The 21,424-nt window shown below is 67.9% G+C and carries 15 protein-coding genes and 3 pseudogenes; 8 read left to right on the top strand and 10 right to left on the bottom strand.

Features of this window, described 5'->3' with window-relative positions; translation table 11 throughout:
• Positions 1–142: 142 nt before the first annotated feature.
• Entirely contained in the window at positions 143–997 is an 855-nt protein-coding gene (locus ACFYXH_RS40375) for a helix-turn-helix domain-containing protein (RefSeq protein WP_389574249.1), read from the bottom strand.
• A gap of 154 nt (positions 998–1,151) precedes the next feature.
• On the opposite strand from ACFYXH_RS40375, the gene ACFYXH_RS40370 reads away from it, so the two are divergent.
• Entirely contained in the window at positions 1,152–1,757 is a 606-nt protein-coding gene (locus ACFYXH_RS40370; RefSeq protein WP_389574246.1) for an NADPH-dependent FMN reductase, read from the top strand.
• A 268-nt stretch (positions 1,758–2,025) separates the two neighbouring features.
• On the opposite strand, the gene ACFYXH_RS40365 is transcribed toward ACFYXH_RS40370, so the two are convergent.
• Positions 2,026–2,403, bottom strand: a complete 378-nt coding sequence (locus tag ACFYXH_RS40365) for a peptidase inhibitor family I36 protein (protein WP_327321410.1) — start codon at positions 2,401–2,403, stop codon at positions 2,026–2,028.
• A gap of 1,174 nt (positions 2,404–3,577) precedes the next feature.
• Between ACFYXH_RS40365 and ACFYXH_RS40360 the strand changes: the two genes are divergently transcribed.
• The 4 genes from ACFYXH_RS40360 to ACFYXH_RS40345 all read left to right on the top strand — a co-directional run bounded on the left by ACFYXH_RS40360 (position 3,578) and on the right by ACFYXH_RS40345 (position 9,023).
• Complete coding sequence (locus tag ACFYXH_RS40360; protein ID WP_389574243.1) at positions 3,578–3,943, top strand: DUF1330 domain-containing protein; 366 nt, start codon at positions 3,578–3,580, stop codon at positions 3,941–3,943.
• Between the two features lie 83 nt (positions 3,944–4,026).
• Entirely contained in the window at positions 4,027–4,635 is a 609-nt protein-coding gene (locus tag ACFYXH_RS40355) for a GPP34 family phosphoprotein (protein ID WP_389574240.1), read from the top strand.
• 846 nt (positions 4,636–5,481) lie between these two features.
• Positions 5,482–6,309 (top strand): FAD binding domain-containing protein, encoded by an 828-nt coding sequence (locus tag ACFYXH_RS40350; protein ID WP_389574237.1) that lies wholly within the window; start codon positions 5,482–5,484, stop codon positions 6,307–6,309.
• Positions 6,306–9,023 carry a molybdopterin-dependent oxidoreductase gene (locus tag ACFYXH_RS40345; RefSeq protein WP_389574235.1) on the top strand — a complete coding sequence of 906 codons (2,718 nt, stop codon included), beginning with the start codon at positions 6,306–6,308 and terminating at the stop codon, positions 9,021–9,023. The genes ACFYXH_RS40350 and ACFYXH_RS40345 overlap by 4 nt, the downstream gene beginning before the upstream one ends.
• 165 nt (positions 9,024–9,188) lie before the next feature.
• On the opposite strand, the gene ACFYXH_RS40340 is transcribed toward ACFYXH_RS40345, so the two are convergent.
• Both ACFYXH_RS40340 and ACFYXH_RS40335 read right to left on the bottom strand, forming a co-directional pair.
• Positions 9,189–9,353, bottom strand: a complete 165-nt coding sequence (locus ACFYXH_RS40340; RefSeq protein ID WP_389574233.1) for a hypothetical protein — start codon at positions 9,351–9,353, stop codon at positions 9,189–9,191.
• 433 nt (positions 9,354–9,786) lie between these two features.
• Positions 9,787–10,668 carry a GNAT family N-acetyltransferase gene (locus ACFYXH_RS40335; RefSeq protein ID WP_389574231.1) on the bottom strand — a complete coding sequence of 294 codons (882 nt, stop codon included), beginning with the start codon at positions 10,666–10,668 and terminating at the stop codon, positions 9,787–9,789.
• A gap of 462 nt (positions 10,669–11,130) precedes the next feature.
• Between ACFYXH_RS40335 and ACFYXH_RS40330 the strand changes: the two genes are divergently transcribed.
• Positions 11,131–12,555: a M1 family metallopeptidase gene (locus ACFYXH_RS40330; protein ID WP_389574228.1), complete on the top strand. Its 1,425-nt coding sequence runs from the start codon at positions 11,131–11,133 to the stop codon at positions 12,553–12,555.
• A gap of 91 nt (positions 12,556–12,646) precedes the next feature.
• Here ACFYXH_RS40330 and ACFYXH_RS40325 read toward each other — a convergent pair whose 3' ends face one another.
• Complete coding sequence (locus ACFYXH_RS40325) at positions 12,647–13,084, bottom strand: PaaI family thioesterase (RefSeq protein WP_389574226.1); 438 nt, start codon at positions 13,082–13,084, stop codon at positions 12,647–12,649.
• A gap of 326 nt (positions 13,085–13,410) precedes the next feature.
• Between ACFYXH_RS40325 and ACFYXH_RS40320 the strand changes: the two are divergent.
• Positions 13,411–14,117: pseudogene (locus ACFYXH_RS40320) on the top strand (amino acid permease); the annotation flags it as partial.
• Positions 14,118–14,125: 8 nt separating this feature from the next.
• On the opposite strand, the pseudogene ACFYXH_RS40315 reads toward ACFYXH_RS40320, so the two are convergent.
• Positions 14,126–14,365, bottom strand: a pseudogene (locus tag ACFYXH_RS40315) (DUF4287 domain-containing protein).
• A 142-nt stretch (positions 14,366–14,507) separates the two neighbouring features.
• Here ACFYXH_RS40315 and ACFYXH_RS40310 point away from each other — a divergent pair.
• Positions 14,508–16,307, top strand: coding sequence for a hypothetical protein (locus tag ACFYXH_RS40310; protein WP_389574223.1), 1,800 nt, complete (start codon positions 14,508–14,510; stop codon positions 16,305–16,307).
• Between the two features lie 471 nt (positions 16,308–16,778).
• Here the strand turns inward: ACFYXH_RS40310 and ACFYXH_RS40305 are convergent, their stop codons facing one another.
• From ACFYXH_RS40305 to ACFYXH_RS40290, 4 genes and pseudogenes are all read right to left on the bottom strand, one after another.
• Entirely contained in the window at positions 16,779–18,038 is a 1,260-nt protein-coding gene (locus ACFYXH_RS40305; RefSeq protein WP_389574220.1) for a VWA-like domain-containing protein, read from the bottom strand.
• A complete protein-coding gene (locus ACFYXH_RS40300) occupies positions 18,035–19,297 on the bottom strand; it encodes an AAA family ATPase (RefSeq protein WP_389574217.1) in 1,263 nt (420 codons plus the stop codon). Before ACFYXH_RS40300 ends, ACFYXH_RS40305 begins: the two co-directional genes overlap by 4 nt.
• 62 nt (positions 19,298–19,359) lie before the next feature.
• Complete coding sequence (locus ACFYXH_RS40295; protein ID WP_389574214.1) at positions 19,360–20,763, bottom strand: hypothetical protein; 1,404 nt, start codon at positions 20,761–20,763, stop codon at positions 19,360–19,362.
• Between the two features lie 522 nt (positions 20,764–21,285).
• Positions 21,286–21,423 (bottom strand): annotated as a pseudogene (locus ACFYXH_RS40290) (IS5/IS1182 family transposase); the annotation flags it as partial.
• Position 21,424 lies beyond the last annotated feature (1 nt).

The raw sequence follows: 21,424 nt of genomic DNA, 5'->3' as shown, positions 1-21,424 counted from the left end.
CGTTGGCCCGCCCCGTCGATCACTGACGACGTGCTGCGGGTGAGTGCGCGCAGCGTCGCGTCCACGACGTCGCGCGAATCGTCGGCAGCCCTGCTGTCAACAGGGCCTCGTAGCCGTACCTCGCGTGCCACGCCGGCCCGCGTCAGCCGGACACTGCGCGCAGCGCGCCCGGCAGGCGGCCGGTGAGGCGGTCGAGTGCGGCGGATGTGGCGTCGTCGGCGGGGAGGTGGACGATGAGGCGCTGGTCGTCGTCGGCGGGCAGTTCGAGGGTTTCGTATGCCAGGCGCAGCTCGCCCGCCTCGGGGTGGATCAGCCGTGCTACGCCGCTGGACTTCGGAAGGCCGGGCAGGGTGTCCACGCGCTCGGCGAAAGTCGCCCCGGCGGTGACGGTCAACTCGTCCGCGAGCGCCGCGACATGCCGATCCGCCCGGAACGGCCCTTGCTTGAGGGCGGCGACTTGTTCGTCGGCGATGCGGTCCCAGTCGGGGTAGACGGTACGCGCCCGGTCGTCGGTGAACACGAAGCGGGCGAGGTTCGGCGGCCTGCCGTCCAGCAGACCCATGGGTCCTGCCAGCCGCTCGTAACCTGCGGTGCAGGCGAGGATCTCGCTCAGCCGGTTGAGTAGCACGGCGGGGGCGGGCTCAAGGCGGTCGAGCAGCGCCTGCACGGTGGGGCGCACCGCGCGGGCCGGTGTCGCGCCGCCCATACAAGTGAAGCCGCCCTCGGCCGCCTTGGTGAGACGGTGCAGGTGGATGCGTTCGCTCGCGGTCAGCCGTAGCGCGTCGGCCAGTGCGGAGAGCACGTGCGCGGACGGCCGGCGGTCGCGTCCCTGCTCGAGCCGTGTCACGTATTCGACGCTGACTCCGGCGAGCGTGGCCAGCTCGGCCCGGCGCAGGCCCGGCGTACGGCGGCGGGGCCCAGTGGGCAGCCCCACCTCGGCGGGTGTAACGGCTTCACGGCGGATACGCAGGAACATGCCCAGCTCGTTGTCGCTCACGTTGCGAACGTAACAGGCGCGACCGCCGGGATCGTGGCCCTGCCAATACCAGTCTCGGCCCGGCCTTCCTGGTCTCCGCCCCGCCCGGCAGGTTGAGGGTCGTGACCACCGAGGTCACCTGTCACCTACTGACTTGCGGAGAAGGAGCACAGCCATGCCCAGTGAGACCCTCAACCTCGCGGTGATCATCGGCAGCGTCAGGGAGGGCCGGTTCGGCCCAGTAGTCGCGCGATGGTTCGTCGAGCAGGCCGTGCAGCACGGCCAGTTCACTGTGGACCTGATCGATCTCGCGGATACGCCCCTGCCGCTCGAGCTGCCGCCCGTGCCGCCGGCGCTCGAGCCCGACATGGCCCGTCCCGCCGAGATGGCGGGCCTCACCCGGCGGATCGCGGCGGCCGACGCGATCGTCGTGGTGACGCCGGAGTACAACCGCAGCTTCCCGGCCTCGCTGAAGGCCGCCATCGACTGGCACTACACCGAGTGGCAGACCAAGGCGGTCGGTTTCGTCGGCTACAGCGGGGGGAGCGGCGGCATCCTGGCGGTGGAGCAGCTGCGCCAGGTCTTCGGCGAGTTGCAGGCCCACACGGTCCGCGACTACGTCGCCTTCCCCCGGTACTACGAGCTCTTCGGCCCCGACGGCATCCTCAGGGACCCCGAGGGCCCCAATGGTGCCGCGAAGGTACTGCTCGACCAGCTCCTGTGGTGGGGCTCGGTCCTCCACGACGCCCGGCGCGACCGCCCGTACACCACCGCGCATTAAGGACTGTCATGCGCGGTGCGAGGATGCGGGAGCCTGCGGCGTACTGATGGGCGCGGCCCTGGTACCCGTACGCCGCCTACCTCTAGAGGCAGACGCGCTGGAGGGCGCCACCCTGTATGTGGTGGCTGGCGCCCTCTCGCTGTTCCAACTGGCAGCCTCTACCTCTGATGACAGACGCGGGTTCTGTTGGCCCGTCGCATCAGCCAGCACTGCGCCGCGCCATATGGCTATGTGTTTCCTCGGCTCCGCGGAGTGTGGAAGAACTCCACTAACACTCGCCCCGCCACCTGACGCCGTAGATGACTTCGGTGTAGGGGGCAGTCCATTTGTATTCGCCTGGCCCCGGGTTGTAGTGAAGACAACTGGTTACCGTGCCGTCTCCTTCGTACCAATACGTCATGTCGACGTGATCGGCCCCGGGCAGGCGGTACCCATTGTTGAATACGGACCGGAATGCCACGCTCCCGCTCCAGTTGCCTGCCGTTTTCAGAACCAGGGTGCCTGTCTGGTCCGGCCCGCTCCAGGCACAGAAGTACCCCTTGGGGCAGCCGGCCGGGTTCGGCTCGGCAGAGGCGGTGGGCGCTAACGCGATGACGCCGAACATAGCGGCGGACGCGGCAAGGGCCGCAGTAATCCCTTTGCGCATATGTCTCTCCTTCACTCGTGGCTGCCTTCATTCTTCGGGCCCAGATCGAAGACGCACAAACACTTCAACGAAGCTGGAAGTGTCGCCACGGACCGACCGCCCCCTGGGCCGGTGGCCACCGCCCCCGCCCCGCCAAGCGGCCCGCCCGGTACAGCGCCCTCGCCACGGTGTCGCTCTGTACCGCGCGGCGGAGGGCAAGCGCACGTACGCGGCGGTGGCCAGGGACCTCGGGATCAGTAGGGAGATGCTGTGTACGTGGGACGCAACGACACTGTCGAGCCGGCGCTCGCGCGTCGTGACGGATGCAGCTGCCGTCCTCACTCCGTAAGCTCGTATACGGGAGTGCTCGTCGGCGGGTAGGTCCCGCTCGGCGCACGACGCCCCTCGCCTCCAGCTCCTCGAGGCGCTGGTTCAGCACGTTCCGGCTCGCCTTCCGGCTCGAAGCGCAGATCCGTGAAGCGCTTCGAGTCGAACATCAACTCTCGCGGACGACCAGCAGGGTCCACCGCTCACCCATCAGATCCATGGCGAGGGCGGCCCGCTCGCACTCATTGGTCCTCATCAGGAGCAACGATGGACGCAATGCTTGAGCGTGTGCTCGAAGCCGATGGCGGGCTCGACCGCTGGAAGAGCCTCGTGACCGTCAGCGCGCGGGTCACTTATGGCGGGCTCGTTCTGGGAGTTCAACGGGCACGCCGACTTCGCCGACCCCGAGAACACCGAGGCGAACCTCCAGGAGGAGTACTTCCGTCAGGTCCAGGAGCCGACCGGTCGCACGGTCGTTTTCGACAAGAAGGCCAATCCGGTGGCGGTCACCGGAGCGGACGGCGAGATCATCGAGGCGCTGGAGAACCTGCGGGCGGCGTTCGACGGCTATACCCCGGACCAAGTGGAGCCTCGACACCGCTCTGCTGCGCCGGATGGACTACCAGCCGGACGCCAACGGTCAGGCCGCCGGTCGCCCACTACATCCGTTTCGACGGGATCGTGGTGCCGACCAAGCGGCACATGCGCACCCGCCTCGAAAGGGCCGAACCCCGTACCTGTCGTGGATCCCGATCACGCTGGACCTCAGCGACGTCAAGTTCAGCTGACGGGAATCCGTCACCTGGCGCAAGCGGCACGCGCTTCGCCCGGGTAACGGCTCAGTGCGACACAGTAGGAGAGGCGCGACATGACCACATACCTGATCAATCAGCTGCGCATCCCCGGCATACCGCAGGAGGAAAACCTGGCCTATCTGGAGCAGGTGGAAGCCACCACAGCGCCGTACGGAGGAAAGTGGCCTGCGATGGACGCCGAGGTGCAAGTCCTCGAAGGCGCTTGGCCTGGCTCGGTGGTGCTGCTCGAGTTCCCCGACATGGCGAAGGCCAGGGAGTGGTACAACTCGCCCGAGTACCAGAAGATCCTGCCCTTGCGTACCGACCGCACGATCAGTGACCTGATCCTGGTTGACGGCGTCGGCCCGGACTTCACGCCCGTCGGCTACGCGCAGCAAATCCGTGCCGCGATCGCGGCGGCCTCCGACAACGGCAGCTGACCTTGCCGCTCGGCGTCATGCCGGGCGCCGGACACGCTGAACCGCGACGCATCGCTACTGATGCCCCTGACGTGGAGCCATTCATGACCACACCGCGGGACCTGATGATCGTCGCCTTGGACATGGCGTCCAGTCGCACTGTCGAACCGGGCGATCTGTCGCTTGCGCTCGCGGGCGCCGAATTGATCGACCTCCTGGGTGCTCAAGCCATCAGACTGGACGGCGATCACATCGTGCCGAGCGATCGGCGAGCAATTGCTGATCGCCTGTTGGACGAGGCCGCGTCGTCACTTGCCCGACAAGCGCCGTACGAGTCGGTCGACGACTGGCTGTGGCGCAGAGGCCGCGGCCTGTCCGCGGCCTATCTGGCAGCCCTTGAGGCGGAAGGCCAGCTCACTCGGCAACGCCGCCACCGCTGGATACCCTCCCGGACCAGCCAGATGGTGCTGGTCGATTCGTCCGATCGCCGCCTGGCGGCGAACCGCATGACATCGGATGAGCCCATCCTCGCCGCTCTTGCAGTGGCTCTCGGGATCCGCGACAAGCAGACTGACGCCTCCCCGAGCGTGACCGACGACGCGGTGGCGACAGCGCTCGCCGCCGTCAATGACGCGTTGAGGGAACTGGAGGTCGAACGGCAGCGGCGAGCCATCGACGAGGCGGCCTTCGACAACATTTGGCGAGGCGACTGACGACGGCACACGTGGCGGTCCTGCCGGCGCCGGCGCGGGTGGCCTCGACTCGGCAGTGGCCAACTCGCCGTCCAGCAGGAGCGCCTGGGTCCAGGCGATCAGGTCGATGGCTGCCAGGGGCAACTCCAGCCACGCTACGTTGATCCTGAAGCTCAAGCGGCGCCGCCGCCACCGCAAGAGTGGCAAGTCCACGTTCGAGACCGTGTACGCGATCACCAGCCTGCCGGCTGAGCCGGCCGACCCGGCCCGACTCGCGTCCATGATCCGCGGTCAATGGGCCGTGGAATCCCTGCACCACCTCCGCGATGTGACCTTCGGCGAGGACGGCTCCCAGCTTCGTACCGGCAACGCGCCCCCGGGCCACGGCGACCTGGCGCAAACCTTGCCATCGGCACCCTGCGCGTCGCCGGACGCTGCAACATCGCAGCCGCCCTGCGCCGAAACGCCCGCGACGCCCTACGCCCACTGGCCTGACTCGGCATCGCGAGTACATGACCACGAACCAGACATCACGACTTCACGCCGAAGCCCTGACTTGGCGAGAACAGCCCGTTCCGCGATATGCTTGAAAGGAATTTGTGCGCCCGCCGGTCTTTCCTCGAGCAGTTCGACCGCAGCGGCCAAAATTCGATTCTGTCGCTCGAGGTTGTGCCGCTCCCAGCGCGCATCGTGACCCGTCGACATTCGACGAGTGTGTCGAGCCGAATGTCCGCAATCGAAAAAGTACGTTCGCAGCCCTACCTGCAACAATAAGATCGGGGAGATGCTAGCGGCGCCACGCGCTGGTTGATCGAGTTCGGTAGGCGGTCCGTCGCACGATTATCGTCGTGAGGGAGATCGGTTCCCATGGACCTCAACACCATAACCGAAGTCATCCGGCGACCGTCCGATCGGCCAGGCGTGGACTGGCGCGAAGGCGACGCTTGGCTCGCAGGCGGAACGTGGCTGTTTTCCGCGGAGCAGCCAAGCCTGCGCCGCCTGATCGACCTGACAGCGTTGCGTTGGGGCCCCCTCGTCCCGAGCGACGCGGGCCTCGAAATCGGCGCAACGTGTACCATCCGCGACCTGTATTCCTTTGCGCCGCTGGGTGATTGGATCGCGGGCACCCTTTTCGCGAAAAGCTGCGAGGCGTTCTTGTCCTCGTTCAAAGTCTGGAACTCGGCGACCGTCGGCGGCAATATCTGCATGTCTTTGCCTGCTGGCCCAATGATCACGCTGACGGTCGCACTCGAGGCAAAGTACGAGCTGTGGGCTCCTGACGGGTCCGCGCGCATCGTCGATGCCCTCGACTTCGTGACCGGCAACAATCGGAACATTCTTACTCCCGGGGAAGTCTTGCGGCGCATCGACATTCCAGCGCGTGCCCTGAGGAAACGCACCGCACACCGCCGCTTCACGCTGACCCACCTCGGCCGTTCGACGGTATTCCTCATCGGCACTCAAACGCCAGGAATGAGCGACCTGCTGCTCACCGTCACAGCCGGCACTACACGGCCTGTGCGCATTGCTTTCGACACCATGCCCGATGCCCGAACTCTGCAGCAGAGCATCGACGTTGTCCCAGCCGACGTTTGGTTCGCCGATCCCAACGGGACCCCCGACCACCGTCGCCACCTGACAAAGCACTTCGCGGAAGAGATTCGTCGCGAACTCATAGCTGGGGGCCTGGCATGACATACATCGTGAACGGCACGAGCTTCGACGAAGAACCAGACCCCGGCCAGTGCCTGCGCACATTCCTCCGCTCACTCGGCCTCTATGGCGTCAAAAAGGGTTGCGACGCAGGCGATTGCGGCGCATGCACGGTGTGGTTGGACGGCAGTCCGGTGCACAGCTGCATCACCCCTGCTTTCCGCGCGGACGGTCGCGAGGTGACTACGATCGAGGGTCTCGGATCACCCGGCAACCTGCATCCAATGCAGCGACAGTTCCGCGACGCCCCGGGGTTCCAATGCGGTTTCTGCACCGCAGGGATGATCATGACGTCGGCAACGTTCACCGAGGCCCAGAAAGAGGACTTGCCACAGGCGTTGAAGGGCAACCTCTGCCGCTGCACTGGCTATCGAGGGATTGAGGATGCCGTGAAGGGCGTCGCCGGCGTAGAGACAGCCGCGCCGGGAAAGGCCGTCGGGACGAGCGTCAGTGCGCCGGCAGCCAACGACGTGGTAACCGGTCGGGCCGAGTTCACGATGGACACCCACATTGAAGGCATGCTGCACCTCAAGGTGTTGCACTCACCACACGCGCACGCTCGGATCGTCTCGATCGACAAGACCGCTGCACTCGCAGTTCCCGGGGTGCATCGGGTCTACACCTGGGAAGATGTGCCGCGCAAGCCTTTTACTACGGCGATCCACACCGACCATCTTGTCGATCCGGACGACACCTTCATCCTCGACAACACGGTCCGCTTCGTCGGCCAACGCGTCGTTGCGGTCCTGGCCGACACGGTCGGGGCGGCAGAAGAGGGCTGCCGAAGGGTCGTCGTCGAATACGAGGTAATGCCGGCAGTATTCGACCCCGAAGAGGCAATGGCCGAGGGGGCGCCACAGCTGCACGGCGCGGAGGATCTATTCGTCCGCGATCCCGTCCACAACATCTTGCTCGAGATACATTCGCACATCGGCGATATCGACGCAGGGTTCGCCGAAGCAGACCTGATCCACGAAGGCACGTACTCCTCACCTCGAGTGCAACATGCGCATCTCGAGACCCACGGCTCCATTGCCTGGATGGAGAACGGTCGTCTGAACGTCCGCACCAGTTCGCAGTCACCGTCGATCGGGAAAGTCAAACTCGCCCATCTGTTCGCGCTGCGCCCGGACCAGCTCCGCGTGTACTGCAAACGCGTCGGTGGCGGCTTCGGCGGCAAGCAGGAAGTGATCTCGGAGGATCTGGTCGCGCTCGCCACCCTGGACACCGGGCGACCTGTCTGCTTCGAGTACACCCGCGAGGAGGAGTTCACAACGGCTTCGCCACGGCATCCGATGACGTTGACGGTCAAGCTCGGCGCGAAGGCAGACGGAACACTCACGGCGTTCCAAGTCCGCAATGTGTCGAACACGGGCGCCTACGGCAACCACGGCGGCGAAACGCTGTATGCAGGCGGCTCTGCCGTCATGATCTACCGCTGCCCCAACAAGAAGTACGACGCGTTCTCCGTCTATACGAACACCGTTCCGAGCGGGGCGCTGCGCGGTTACGGGATGACGCAACCGGCGTTCGCCGTGGAATCGGCGATGCACGAACTGGCACTCGCATTGCACATCGATCCGCTCGAACTGCGACGACGCAATATCGTGCGACCTGGTGATCCGCTCGTCGCCATGCATGACGGCCCCGACGATGTGATGTTCACCGAGGACGGACTCGCGAAGTGCATCGATCTGGTGGATGACGCCATGGCCCGTACAGCCGATGAGCCGTCCCCCGGCCCCGGGTGGCTCGTCGGGGCCGGCGTCGCGAGTTCATTGCACGAGACCGCGCCCCCAACCGAGCACATCTCCGAGGCCTGGGTCACGCTTGGCGACGACCTCATGTACGAGTTGGCCGTCGGAACAGTCGAATTCGGCGAGGGTACGTCGACCGCGCATGTCCAGATCGCGGCCAACCAGCTGGGCACGACGCCGTCGCGGATTCGCCTGGTGCAATCCGACACCGACCGCACGGGATTCGATTCCGGCGCCTTTGCGAGTGCAGGCCTTTTCGTGTCGGGCAACGCGGTACTTCGAGCGGCCAATGCTGTGCGCGACCGCATCCTGGAATTTGCTGCCGCGCACACAGGTGTCCATCTCGTGATGTGCTCGATGGACGACGAGGTTGTCGTCTGCGGCGACCAGCGCGTGTCGTTGGCCGAGCTCGTCGCGTTGGCCCGAGCGCGCGGGATTCGATTCACTGCCGCCCGCAAGGCCTACGGCTCACCTCGAAGCGTTATTTCCAATACGCAGGGGTTCCGAATTGCTGTCCATCGGGTGACGGGTGAGATCCGTATCCTTTACAGCGTCCAGGCGACCGACGCCGGCGTAGTCATCAACCCCGCGCAAGTTCAGGGACAGGTAGAAGGCGGTGTCGCCCAGGGAATCGGCTTCACATTGACCGAGAATTACCACGTCGACGCGAACGGTGTCATGGTCAACCCGAACTTTCGCAACTACCGCATCCCCGCCTACGCCGATATCCCCCGCACCGAGGTGCTCCTGGTGGACTCGGCGGATTCCGTTGGGCCCATGCGGTCGAAGGGGATGGCGGAGTGCTGTATCAACCCGGTGGCCCCCGCGTTGGCGAATGCGCTCCACGACGCCACGGGCGTCCGCTACCGCGCGCTGCCCCTGACTCCGGAACGAATTTACAGCCGGCTCAGCGAAATCCAGTCGGTGCCGACGGCCTGAGCGTTGAACACCGGAAAGCTCCGAGACGCCGGGGCGACGGTAGTCATCGGTCAGAAGGTTCTGCCCGGACTGGAGCGGGAGTACGAAACGTGGCAGGAGAACGTCAACGCCGCTGCCGGTAGCGACCCCCGAGCGCTATCTGTCCGGCGGTAGGGGGAAGCGTGGTCACGAGGGTCGGCACTTCAGGCGTGGCAGGACGACCCCACCCCGCTCACGCATCCCCGCCGCCGATCGCTTCGCGGTGCGCTCCGGATGGGCGGCGCAGCTGTAGTGCATTGCGGTCTTCTCCGTGATGCCGAACAGCAGCATCGGCACGTAGACCGCCGCCATCAGGACCTCCCGTCAGTGGGAACAACCATCGAACTGGTCGTCGGCGAAGTGCGCTTGTGGCGCTACGAACCGTGGGTATACGTGGGTCTCACCAGCGTCCAGACTGAGCGGCAAGGGAGCACATAGCCAGGGTCAGCCCAGCCTGTGAAAGGAGAATCCTGCCGGCAGAGCCTGAGCCTGCTCCGGCAGGACTCCATGGGCCTGGTTGCCCGGTCGGACACCGCGCCCGTGTCCGGGGCGAGATCCTGCAGCTTTCGCGCGGCCTCCTGGGCCTGCACGACCTGTGGGTTCTCAACTGATGGAGGACGCACTGAGCCAGAGCCTGTTGCGAGCTGGTCAACAGCCGCTGGTTGACGCATGAGCGTGTCGTCGCAACAGCACGATCGACGGGCCGGACCGAGGTGAGGCCCAGGTCCGGCCCGTCCTTTCATCCTTACAGATCGAGCTGGTACTGGAGCACCTCGTGCGTGGGGAGGTAGCCGAGGCTGTCGTTGATGTGTCTCATGTATGTGTTGTTGTCGGCGGTGTCGGTCAACAGGCCGCCGAGGTCCGGATAGCGCCCATGGGCCTGGCTGATCGACTCAGCCTTCATCCATCGGCCGAGGCCGTGCCCGCGGTGTTCGGGCAGCACGCCAGTGCCGTAGTGCTGGCCATCGCCCTTGCCATTGCCGGGCACGACCAGTTCTGTGAACCCGGCGATCGAGCCGTCGGACGTGTCGATGGCGACGACAGTGTGCAGTAGATCGCCGCGTTCTTCGACGGCCTGCGCCACGGCCCGGACCCGGTCCACGTCCCAGGTCACGGTGCCATGGTCGGTGTCGTCCATCGGCATGTCGTCCATGGCGCGGCGTGAGGCGGCAAACGTCTGGGCGATGTCGTCGGGAACGGTTCCCTGCCATGACGCCAGCCGGTAGCCGGGACGCGGACGCCCAATGATCTCGGCGAGGGTGGTGATGTCCACGTCGGCGAGTGACAAGCGGGTGAACCTCAGGGTGAGGACCTTGCGGAAGCCTCGAGCCGACAGAAACCGGTCGCCAGGCGATCCGGCCTCGGTCTGTGCGATGAGGCAGCGTCTGGCGTCGTCCCGGGCTGCCGCCACAGCGACGTCGAGAAGCCGGGAACCGACGCACTTGCGCCGCTCCACCGGATGGACGTGGATAGTCAGTTCGGCCAGGTGCTTCTGCCCGGCATCGGTGAACAGGCGTAGAAAAGCTGCCCCGACGGGTATTGCATCGGCGCCGCTCGCCAGCCAAGCGAGACGTCGGCTGTACAGGCTGCCATCGGGGTCGGTCAGTGGGGTGATGTGAAGCGACAAGGTGTCTCCGCCGTGAGAAGGTGGCAATTTTCAGTACGCGGAATCAACTGCTGGGCACTCCTGCGCATGTGCTCCACACCTCCTTGTCGACGGCGCTGGTCCGCAACAGGAACAGCAGGGACGTCCGGGAGAACGTAACTACTCTGCAGCCCCTCTGCAAAGGGGTATTGGGGGCTGTTGCGACCGCGTGGTCACAGCCACTCGTTAATGGCCGCGACCAGCACGGTGGCCTCGTAGCGGACGGCGGGCTTGTTGTATCTCGTGGCCATGGCCCGGTGGTGCTTGATGGGTTGATTCCGCACTCAGCGTCTGCGACTTTGCCCCCACGGTTCTCTGGAGTGAGGTCAAGGTCAATGAGAAGCGACGCCTGTGATCACACGGGCGTCGCGTTCCCTTGTGCGATAGCGTCGAACTGCTTCCCGCCTTGAACAGCCACCCCACATCTGGTGACAAGGAGACTGAGTGTCCCGCGCACTGCGGCAGTTGGCTCTGCCGGCCGCCGCCGTTCTGCTGGCCTGCTCGGCCTGTACTGGCTCGGCGCCGACAAGCAAGCCCACCTCCCACACCACTGCCTCACCGGGCGCAGCCGGCGTAGGCGACACGCTCTTTCCCCGGCTGGGCAACGGTGGATACGACGTTGCCCACTACTCCCTCACTCTCACCTACCAGCCCGACGAGAACATGCTGAAGGCCACAGCAGTGATCACTGCGCGGGCCACCCAGGCGCTGAGCTCCTTCAACCTGGATCTGCACGGCCTCTCCGTGCGCAAGGCCACGGTCAACAAGCATGCGGCACAGACGGTGCGCCGCGGTGACGAACTGGTAGTGACGCCATCAGCCACAGTCGGCCGAGGCCAGAAGTTCACCACCGTGATCGTCTACGACGGTGTGCCGGAAACCATTGAGGACTCGAAAGGGGCGACGGAAGGCTGGATGGAGACGGACGACGGTGCGGTGGGGCTGGGAGAACCCACAGGATCCATGGCCTGGTTCCCCGGCAACCATCACCCCTCCGACAAAGCCGGCTATGACATCACCATCACCGTCCCCGAGCCATTGCAGGCCATCTCCAACGGCACACTGAAAACCCGAACAGCGAAAGGAGGATGGGCGACATATGCGTGGAGCAGCCCAGAGCCCATGCCCAGCTATGCCGCCACCGTCGCGGTCGGCGACTTCGAGATCAGCGAGACCGCGAGCGGTGACCTGCCCGTGTACGTGGCGACAGACCCAGACGAAAAAGCCAAGGCACAGCGCATACCTTCCCTGGTGAGCGACGCGACCGCTTGGGCCGCCACGCGATTCGGCCCCTACCCGTTCGCATCCACCGGTGCCATCGTCGACCACTTCCCCGAGCTGGACTACGACGCCCTCGAGACACAGACCAGGCCCTACTTCCACCAGGCCCCGGACGACAAGCTGGTCATCCACGAGATCGCTCACCAGTGGTTCGGCAACTCGGTGACGCCCCGCTCGTGGAAGGACATGTGGCTCAACGAAGGCTTCGCCACCTACGCAGAATGGTTGTGGGAAGAAGAACAGGACGGCAACACAGCCCAGCAGACCTTCGACGCCTTCTACAACGGCACTCACCCGGAGAGCGAAGGCATCTGGGACTTTCCCCCGGCAGCTCCGCCCGCTCCGGAACAGGTGTCCGACCCGCCGGTCTACGGCCGAGGAGCCATGACCCTGCATCAACTCCGCAAAGCAGTAGGCGACAAGACCTTCTTCTCCATTCTGCGAACGTGGACTGAGGAGCACCGGCATGGAGGCGCCCAGTCGGCGGACTTTATCGACCTGTGCCGCAAAAAGTCCGGGCCGGCCCTCGATGCTCTGTTCAACGATTGGCTCTACAAGCCAGGAAAGCCGTCCCGGGCACGCCCTTGAACCGATCGTTTCCGCGGTGAATCCGACCACCCGCATCGGTGAGCGCTCTGTTCGACGGGCGGTCCGGTCCCTTCCTGATCGCCTGCGACCATTAACGAATGGTCTGGATTCGTGCGGTCGCGGTCGCCACAGCCACCGGCTTGCCGTCGGTGCCGATGAGCTCGCCGGCGAGAAAGCACACGTCCTTGCCGCGCTGCACGATCCGTCCCCGCCCCAGAAGCCGTCCGGGGCGGGCTGGACGGAGGAACTGAACATGGAGATCGAGAGTCGGCGCGAACTGGTTTTCCGGCAATGTCGCGACCAGCGCCGGACCCAGAGTGTCATCGAGCATTGCGGCCAAGAACCCGCCCTGGATCACACCGACAGGGTTCGCGAACTGGTCGCCCGCCTCAAACGCCACCTCGATAGTCCCCTGCTTCGGATCCACCCCAACCAGTTCCCATCCCAGAAGCACCGCCGCAGGTGGCGGTGGGACCCGCCCCGCCTGCACATCCCAGAACAACCCACGCCTTTGCGTATCCATCTCCATGAGCCATATTGAACAGGCTGCCACTGACAGCCGCGGGAAGCGGGATCCCTCGCACCTGCGACGCCCCACAAGATCGATAGGCGGGCGGACCACCAACCACACCGTAGGTACTCGTCTGGCCGGACACCCCAAGCGTGCACTGCCTCGACGCTCCGGTGTCTCATGCGAAACCGGTGTGACGCCGCACAGCAGACCTCACGGAGCACTACTCGTATCCCGTACTCCGCCTACCACTAGAGGCAGACGCGACTCAAAGAGTCCACCGCCATGCCCCGCACAGCAGCGTCCCTCGGCCCAGGGAGGTCGGGCGCCCGCATCGAGCAGACGTGTTCGCGATCGGCGTCTTCGTCGGCTTCACCATCGCGCAGACCGGCATGGTGCTGCACTGGCGGCAGGAGCGCGGCCCGAAGTGGGCGGGCAAGGTACTGCTCAACGGGCTGGGCGCGGTGCTCACCGGAGTCAGTGCGGTCGTCGTCACCGCCACCAAGTTCCACGACGGCGCTTGGCTGATCGTGGTCGCTCTGCCCCTGCTGGTCGCCGTGTTCGAGTGCATCCATCGTGCGTACGGGAAGATCGGCGAACGCCTCGGCGTCGGCCGCATCCCCGAACCGCCGCACCGCGACCGCTCGTCGGTCATCGTTCCGGTCTCTTCGCTGACTCGTCTCACCAGCGAGGCCCTGACGGCGGCGGTGTCCCTGGGGACGAGGTCCGGGCGGTCACGGTCTGCCACCCGGACGGGGAGGACCGCGCCCAGACAGAGGCGCTGGAGCGCGACTGGGCGCTGTGGAACCCGGGCGTGGAGCTGGTGCGCGTGTCGTCGGACCGCCGCACGCTGCGCCGCCCGGTCGCCGCGTACGTACGGGAGTTGGCGGCGGCCGAGCCCGGTGCCCGGGTTACCGTGCTGATCCCGGAGGTTGAGCCCGCGCATCTGTGGCAGCGGGTTCTGCAGAACCAGCGTGGTGCGGTCGTGGCGCATGCGGTGCGTCGTGACACGGACGCGGTGATCTGCCGGCTCCGCTTCCGGCTGGGCTGAGCTGCTTGTCAGGCAGCCCGCCGCGCCCGGGGTGCGGCGGGCTGTGTGCGGTCGGCGAGGGTGTGGGCCACCAGGGCGTTCGCGTGGCCGTGGCCGAGTCCGTGCTCGGTCTTGAGTCAGGCGACCAGCTCCGAGTGCTTCGTCAGTGGGGAGGTGCGGTTGAGCTCTTGCCACTTCTCGATCGGCCGACCGTACTTCTTCTCGATCGAGGGGAAGTAGCTCGCGGGACCCTTCACCGGTTCTGCCATCGCCGCGTCCTCCGTCCGTGCGGGTGCCGTGCCGCGTACCCGCGTGGTGGCGCGATTCGGACCCAGCGTACGAGGCGGCGGGGCGAAGCGGGCCGCGGGCCGGCGCGACCCGTTGTCAGTGCCGTCCGTCATGATCGGACGCATGAACGAGATCGACACGGCCGCACCCCGGACCCCCCGCACGTGGAGCGGATTCGCCGCATCCGCCGCCCTGCAGGGTCTCGTCGGGGCCTCGGGCTGCTGGAACGACGACTCCTTCGCCGACATCAGGCGCATCGGCCGCTACATCGAAGGCAGTTGGGCGCCCGAGCCGGGCGAACGGGAGGTCCGTCCGCCCGCGGCGGGCAGCTGGACGGAACTCATAGGGCGCACGGGCGCACTCGCGCTGCGCGCGGCCGCCCCCGCGACCAGGCCGGCGCGCCGCGAGGTGCTCCTCGACTTCCTGGAGATGTGGGCGCGGACGCCGTTCGCCGACCCGGCCTACCGTTTCCGACTGGGCCGGCTCGCCGGAACCACCTCGTTCACCGTCCGCGACCACCAGGGCGCCTCCTTCGGCCTGCACCTGCCGGCCGCGCGCGAGACCCGCTACTTCGAGGCCGTGCTCCCCGGCGGCGAGGCCGCCCCGCGCCCCGAGGAACCGCTCTACGTCGTGGACTGCCACCGCGGTTGGGGCACCCCGGGGCAACTGCTGCGCCTGGTGGAGCTCGTCCGGGAGCGCGGCCCGGTCGCCTGGGACGGGGACGCGGCCCTCGCCCTGAGCGAGGCGACCGGCCTGAGCCGCCCCGCTGCGGCCCTCGTCCTGGCCGGCAACCCCGGTGCGGGCGGCTACTACACGCCCTTCCTCGACGAGCACGAGCGCGCCGCGTTCGGCTTCAAGGCCGGCGAACTCGAATCGGCGCGCGCCGAGTTGTCGATGCTGCACGACGACGAGCGGCTCACCCTGCTCGCAGACGTGATGCCCGCGGACCCTGCGGACCTGTGGGAGCCGGGCGGCCTCGCCCGCGTCGCGGAGCGCACCGCCGCGGCCTGGGCGGAGCAGCACGGCGCCCGTCCGCACGCGCCGTGGAGCACCTGGCAGGCCGCGGTCGCCCTGGAGACCCGGATGCCGGCGACCCACCTGTGCCACCTGTTCCTCGACCCGGCGAACGCCACCCTGCCGCCGGGCTTCTACCTGCGGGTCTGGCCCTGCCCGTCCGAGCACCGCCACCTGCGCACCGCGTGGGACGTCATGGGCGACTACGACGCCGAGACCGTCGCGGACGCCGTCTTCGCCGGCCTGCCGTGGGCGTACGCGGACCTCCCCGCCGGGGACCCCCTACGCACCCGGGCGCCGGAGGCCGTCCACCACCTGCGCAAGGTGCTGGCCGGCCGCGACTCACCGGCCCGGGTCCTCCACTCGGGCGTGATCCGCGGCAACCGGGGGAGCCGGCGCTGGGACTGGCTGGCGGACGGCACCTGCGACCGCGTCATAGCCCGCATCACCGCCGACGACCTGCCTCCGGGCCGCTACGAGTCCGACCCGCGCGCCTGCGCCCCCGACCTGGTCGCCGACGTCGCCGCCACCCTCGACCTGCCCGAGGATGCCGCCGCCCTCTACCTCCAGCTCCTGCTACTCCCCGTGCCGTCGGACCGCAACGTGCGGCGCTGGAACGCCTGGACGCCGGCCCGCCACAAGGCGGCCGCGGCGGAGCTGGTGGCGCGCGGCCTGGTGGTGGAGGACCGCCGGGCCCGCGCGGGACGCACGCTCTTCCTGCCCGGCCCGTGGTCGCACGCCAAGAAGCCGCTGCCGCCGATGGAGTCCTGGAAAGCGCCCCTGATCGGCGCGCAGCTGAGCGCCGACGGGAGCGAGGTGAGGGCCTTCGAGCTGCTCCTGGGCACGCTCCCCGAGCTGTTCACCGAGGCCTGGCGGCTGGTCCGCAGGGGGGAGGGGCCGACGGCCTGACCGGTGGCGGTCTGGGAGAGCGACTCCAGGCGGCCCGGAGTGCGGCCCGCGCCCTCCGGTCCGGCCGCGCGGGCGATCTCACCTCGACCGCCCGCTTGGTGCACGCCCCGGAGCCTGGGTCGTGGTCTGCTGTGCTTCGTAACGCTGTGACGTCACTTCCAACCGGCATGGGACCCAGGAACACGTGAACAGGTCATCGGCCAGATGCTCGAGCGTCTCCCAACACGTCCACTCGAGCGTTCCCGCCTTGGCCTCCCACGCCTGGGGATCTGCATCCCTCAGGGCGTCGATGGCCAGAGTGACGACCCGACGCACGTCCTCTCCGTCGACTGCGGTGTCTTCGCTGCCCGGCCTGTCAGAAGATCACCCGACCGGGAAGCCACACTCCATCCCAGGCTCACCATGATCGAGAGAGCAACGGCTTGTCAGTGACGCATCGGAAGAGATGTGTCCGCGCCATCCTGAGGGGGCTCACCGAGCAGTGGGAGCCGACCTGATGTCAACTACTCGTGCCCACGCGGGCGGCGAGTCCGGTTCGTAATCGGGATCGTCCTCGTCCCACGACCGGGCTGCATGCTGCCGAGGGAATAGACCCACCACCGTCCGGCACGGTGGTCGTGTGCCCGGCCAGGGCGTCTGGCCGTCGGTCAGGACCACGATGACGTCGGGGCGGGGCTGCGCTCGGAGCGCCTTGGCAAAGCCCGTGCGCAGATCCGTACCCCCGCCGCCCACCAGCGGTATTCCCTCGGCACGGCACAGCGGGTGCACGACCCGGGCCGCCGCGTCGCACGACAGCACGGTGACCAGGTCGCGACGGCCGCCCACGGCACGGGAGATCGCGGCAACCTCGAGGAGCGCGCTGCCCAGTTCGGTGTCACTGACCGAGCCGGATGTGTCTATGACCACGGAGACCCGAGGCGGTCTGCGCCGCAGGCTCGGCAGAACAGCGCCAGGCACTCCGGCCGAGCGCCGCGACGGCCGACCGTAGGTGTAGTCCTCACCTGCGCCGGGGCCGGAGGCTGCCGAGCGGACCGCCGCGCCCAGCAACTCCCGCCACGGCTGCGGCGGGTGGAACGCCTCCTCTGCCCACCGCTGCCACCCCTTCGGGGTGTTCCCCGGACGGGCGGTGATGCCCTGCGCCACCCGGAACCGGACCGCGTCCCGTTCCTGCTCGCTGAGGCCGTGCGAGCCGTCCGGTCCCAGCTCCCACTCCCGCTCCAGTCCGTCGGCGCCGCTGCCGCAGTCCAGCCAGGCCATGCTCTGCGTACGCGGCCCGAGCCGGAATCGGCGCAGGTAGTCCTCCATGAGTTCCCCCTCGGGCAGCCCCAAGGACACCGGTTCGACAGCACCTTCGGGCCGGAGCAGCCCGTCGCCGAACGCGTCGTCGTTGATCTCGCAGTCCGCGGCGATGTTCATCCGCAGCCGTTCCCCCGGGCCGGTCAGCCCGCGCTCCCGCGCGACCCGGTCACTGCGCCCGTGGTGGTCGCGCAGTAGGTGCGACACCTCGTGCACCCATACCCCGGCCAGTTCCTCCACCGGCGTGCGGTCCACGAACGCCGGTGAGACGTAGCACCGCCAGTGCCGGTCGACGGCCATCGTCGGTACCAGCCGTGACTCGACGGTGTGCAGGGCGAACAGGGCCGTCGCCAAGTAGGGCCGGACCCGGGCGGCGTGCAGTCGGGCGGCGAAGAGCTTGTCGAGGTCCAGTGTCCCCGGTGCGTCCGGGATCATCGGCCGGCCTTCGCGGCGACCGCGGCCCGGGCCGCCGCGTGGTCTGCTCGCCGGGACAGGGACACCACTCCGGCGAGCCGCTCGATCGATGCCGGAACGTCCCAGTCCTCCTGGCGCAGTGAGGCGAGGGTGGTCGCGGGGACGACCACCAGGTCGGGGGCTCCGGACTCCAACGCCCGGACCAGGAGCGCCCACGCCGCGTCCCAGCGGGACTTCTCCGGGCGCTTGCGGACCGCGTCCACGACACCGTCGAGCACGGCTTGGCGCAGATCCCCCCGCTCGGGCAGGGCGGCACTCGCCGGGTCGGCGAGAAGCACCTCGGGGTCCGGGAGGTCCATCCGGTCCAGGCCGGCCAGCAACTCCAGCCCCGGACCGTCTCCCACGGTGCCCCTGACCAGGAGGGAAAGTACTTCCCGGGAGGAGTCGGCCGCGGTCGCGAAGGCGATCAGGCACAGGGCCATCTCCCAGCTTCGGGGTGACGGCCAGGGTCCACCCCGGCGCGTTTCATTGCTGGGCAGTTGGTGAACGAGTTTGGGGCGGGCGGTGAGGAGCCCGCACACCGCGCGCCGGGCGAAGTCCACGGCCTCCGGCAACTTCTCCGGGGCGAGCCGTGGCAGTGTTGCCCGGGGCCACGTCCCACCGAGGCCGCGTACGACGACCTCGTGATCGTGGGTCCACTGAAGATGAACGAACCGGTTGGCCAGCGGTGGGCTCAGCTCCCAGCCGTCGGCCGCCGAGGATCGCGGATTGGCGGCAGCCACGATCCTGACCCCGGGCGGCAGTTGCAGGGCGCCGATCCGCCGCTCCAGTACGAGCCGGAGCAGGGCGGCTTGAACGGCCGGTGGTGCGGTGGACAGCTCGTCCAGGAACAGCAGCCCTCGGCCGGCCCGTACCAGGCGCACTGCCCAGTCGGGCGGGGCCATCGGGACACCCTGTTCCGCGGGATCGTTACCGACGATGGGCAGGCCCGAGAAGTCGGACGGCTCGTGCACACTGGCGATCACTGTGGTCAGCGGAAGGTCCAGGGCCGCGGCAAGCTGTGTAAGGGCCGCGGTCTTGCCGATCCCCGGCTCACCCCACAGGAGCACGGGCAGGTCGGCGGCCACGGCCAGAGTCAGGGCCTCCAGTTGTGTGTCGGGGCGCGGTTCGGTGGTTGCGTCGCGCAGCAGGGTCAGCAATTCGCCGGCGACGTCGAGCTGGGAGGCGTGGGCTGGGTCGAAGAGAGGGCTGGTAGCAGCGAGCGGGGCGTATGCGGGCATGTTTGATCACCTATGAGTTCGTGGTGGAGCCGAGTGGGTGCAGGGGGACAGAGGTCCCCGGGTCAGCGAGTGGTCGCGTGGCGCGGGTGCGAGCGTTGGTCACGCGGACGGCGACGATCCAGGTGGGTGGGGCGAGGTCCGGGTCCGATCAGACCTGCCCTGTACAACCCGTATGTGATCCGCCGTAGCGCGGCCGTCTCCAGTTCGTCCCGCAGAGCGCCGGTACGCAGCAGTGCGTCCGGGCCCAACAGGCCCTCGACGACGGCCAGCGCACCGGCTGTGTCGCCGTGGTCCAGACGTTCGCGGACGCCGGTGAGACAGTCCGGATGACGGTGCGCTTCGTCGATTGCCTGCAGGCAGGGGAGCGGCGTACCGGTCAGCGCGACCAGCAGTTCCTCCCGGCGGATCTCGGCCGGTTCGTGATCCAGCGGTGCAAGTACTCCGTTGACCAGGCCGATCCGGTGCTGAGCTCCCCGGCACTCCACGAGGCGCGGTTGTCCTGCCCGGTCCGCAGTCCGGGGCGGACCGGCCGGCGAATGATCCGGTACCAGTGCCGAGGCGACCAGCGGGTGCAGCCGATCGGCCTCGATCGAACCGGTGCGGATCAGTTCCAGGTCGGGCAGCACCCAGGTTGCCGCGTCGGGCAGGACGGGCAGCGCGGAGGCGCTGCCGTCCGTGGACGCCGCCGCGATCCGCAATGCGGGCGGCGCTACGCCGTCCCTGTCCGCGACCAGGTCCAAGACCAGCCGATGCCGGGCCCGGAACCGCACGGTGACGGTACCGGTGGACCGCCCTTCGGCGTGGAGCAGTATCCCCGCCTCGGCCGCCCACCGGTCAACGGCGCAGCGGTGCCCCTGCGGCACCGTCCCCAGCAGCTCCGGGTCCAGCACAGGGCGGCCGTCGGCGGGCAGCCGATCGGCCCCGGACCGGATCCGCAGCTCATCGGTCCTGCGCGCGTCCCACAGATGGCGGTGCAGGTCGAGGCGGAACCGCTGGTTGGGACGGGGGTGCGGATGACGGGAGGCGCCGGCCGCGGAGTCGGATCCGTCCCACAGCGCGAGGCTGATCCGCTGACCGGCATCCGCCCAAGCCGGCGGAGTCCGGGCCACGAGGTGCATGGGGCTTGCGCCGTCACGCCCCGCGGCGACGTGCCGAGCCAGAGAGATGGTCAGACCTGGGCGCAGCAGCCCGTTAGGAGCGATCCTCGGCAAATGCCAGCGCAACAGGTCGGGCGCCAGATGGCGGAGATCGGCCCGGACTTGGGCTGCGAGTTCCTGGCCGTGGGTGCGTGCCACGGACCGCAGATTGAGATCGACATCGACGCCTGCGGCGGCGCACGCCCCTGCCCAGTCCCCGGCACAACGGCGGGCGGTCGCAGTCTCGATCATGGACGGCGGCACGGCGAACTCTCGCACGCGCAGCCAGAAGGGAAGGCGGGAATCCCCATTCGCGATCTGAGTGAGCATCAGCACTCACCTTGCGCGGACGGGACCCCCAATCTGTTAACAGAATGAGTCATCATCGCGGTGATCATATCGCTCCTCGCCTCGATCTGCCAGGTGCCCCCGGCCGGAGCGCCATCCGGGCCCAGCCAGCGGACGCGGAGCGCATGGACTGCGAGTCGGTCATCACGGCGGCTGTCGGCTCCGGTGATCGGTCCTCAACCTGTCGCACCCGGCCGCACAGCCGGTCGTGGAACCGCTCGTAGGCCATGGCGCAACCAGCGGCGGAAGAAGGCGCAGACCCGGTCCCGTGCGGGGCAATCGGCAGGCAGGGCATGCCACTTCACGCCGTTGTCCAGGCGGTGGCGGATGGCGTCGAGCGTCAGGCGGCGTCCATCAGGTCCGACAGGTAGCGTCGCGTACGCTCGCCACGGTCGGCCGCGTTCCCGTATACGTGGGCGAAGCAACCGCAAGACCGAGCAGCGGAGTTGGAGTCCGCCAACAGAAGCACGGAAGACGTCGACTCCAAGAGATCGCGCGGATAGGTCAGGGGTATCGGCTGGGTCGGGTGTCCCAGCGGTGGCTGGTCCAGGGTTGGGCCAGTAGTCGGCGGACGATGATGATCGCGTTGGCGAGCGCGATGAATGCCTCGATGACACGGGCCCTGTGCTCGGTGCAGATGGCG

Source organism: Streptomyces sp. NPDC002730 (assembly GCF_042888805.1).
Lineage (GTDB): Bacteria > Actinomycetota > Actinomycetes > Streptomycetales > Streptomycetaceae > Streptomyces.
Note: the sequence above shows the minus strand (reverse complement) of the source record. Positions and strands in the feature narration are given on the sequence as shown.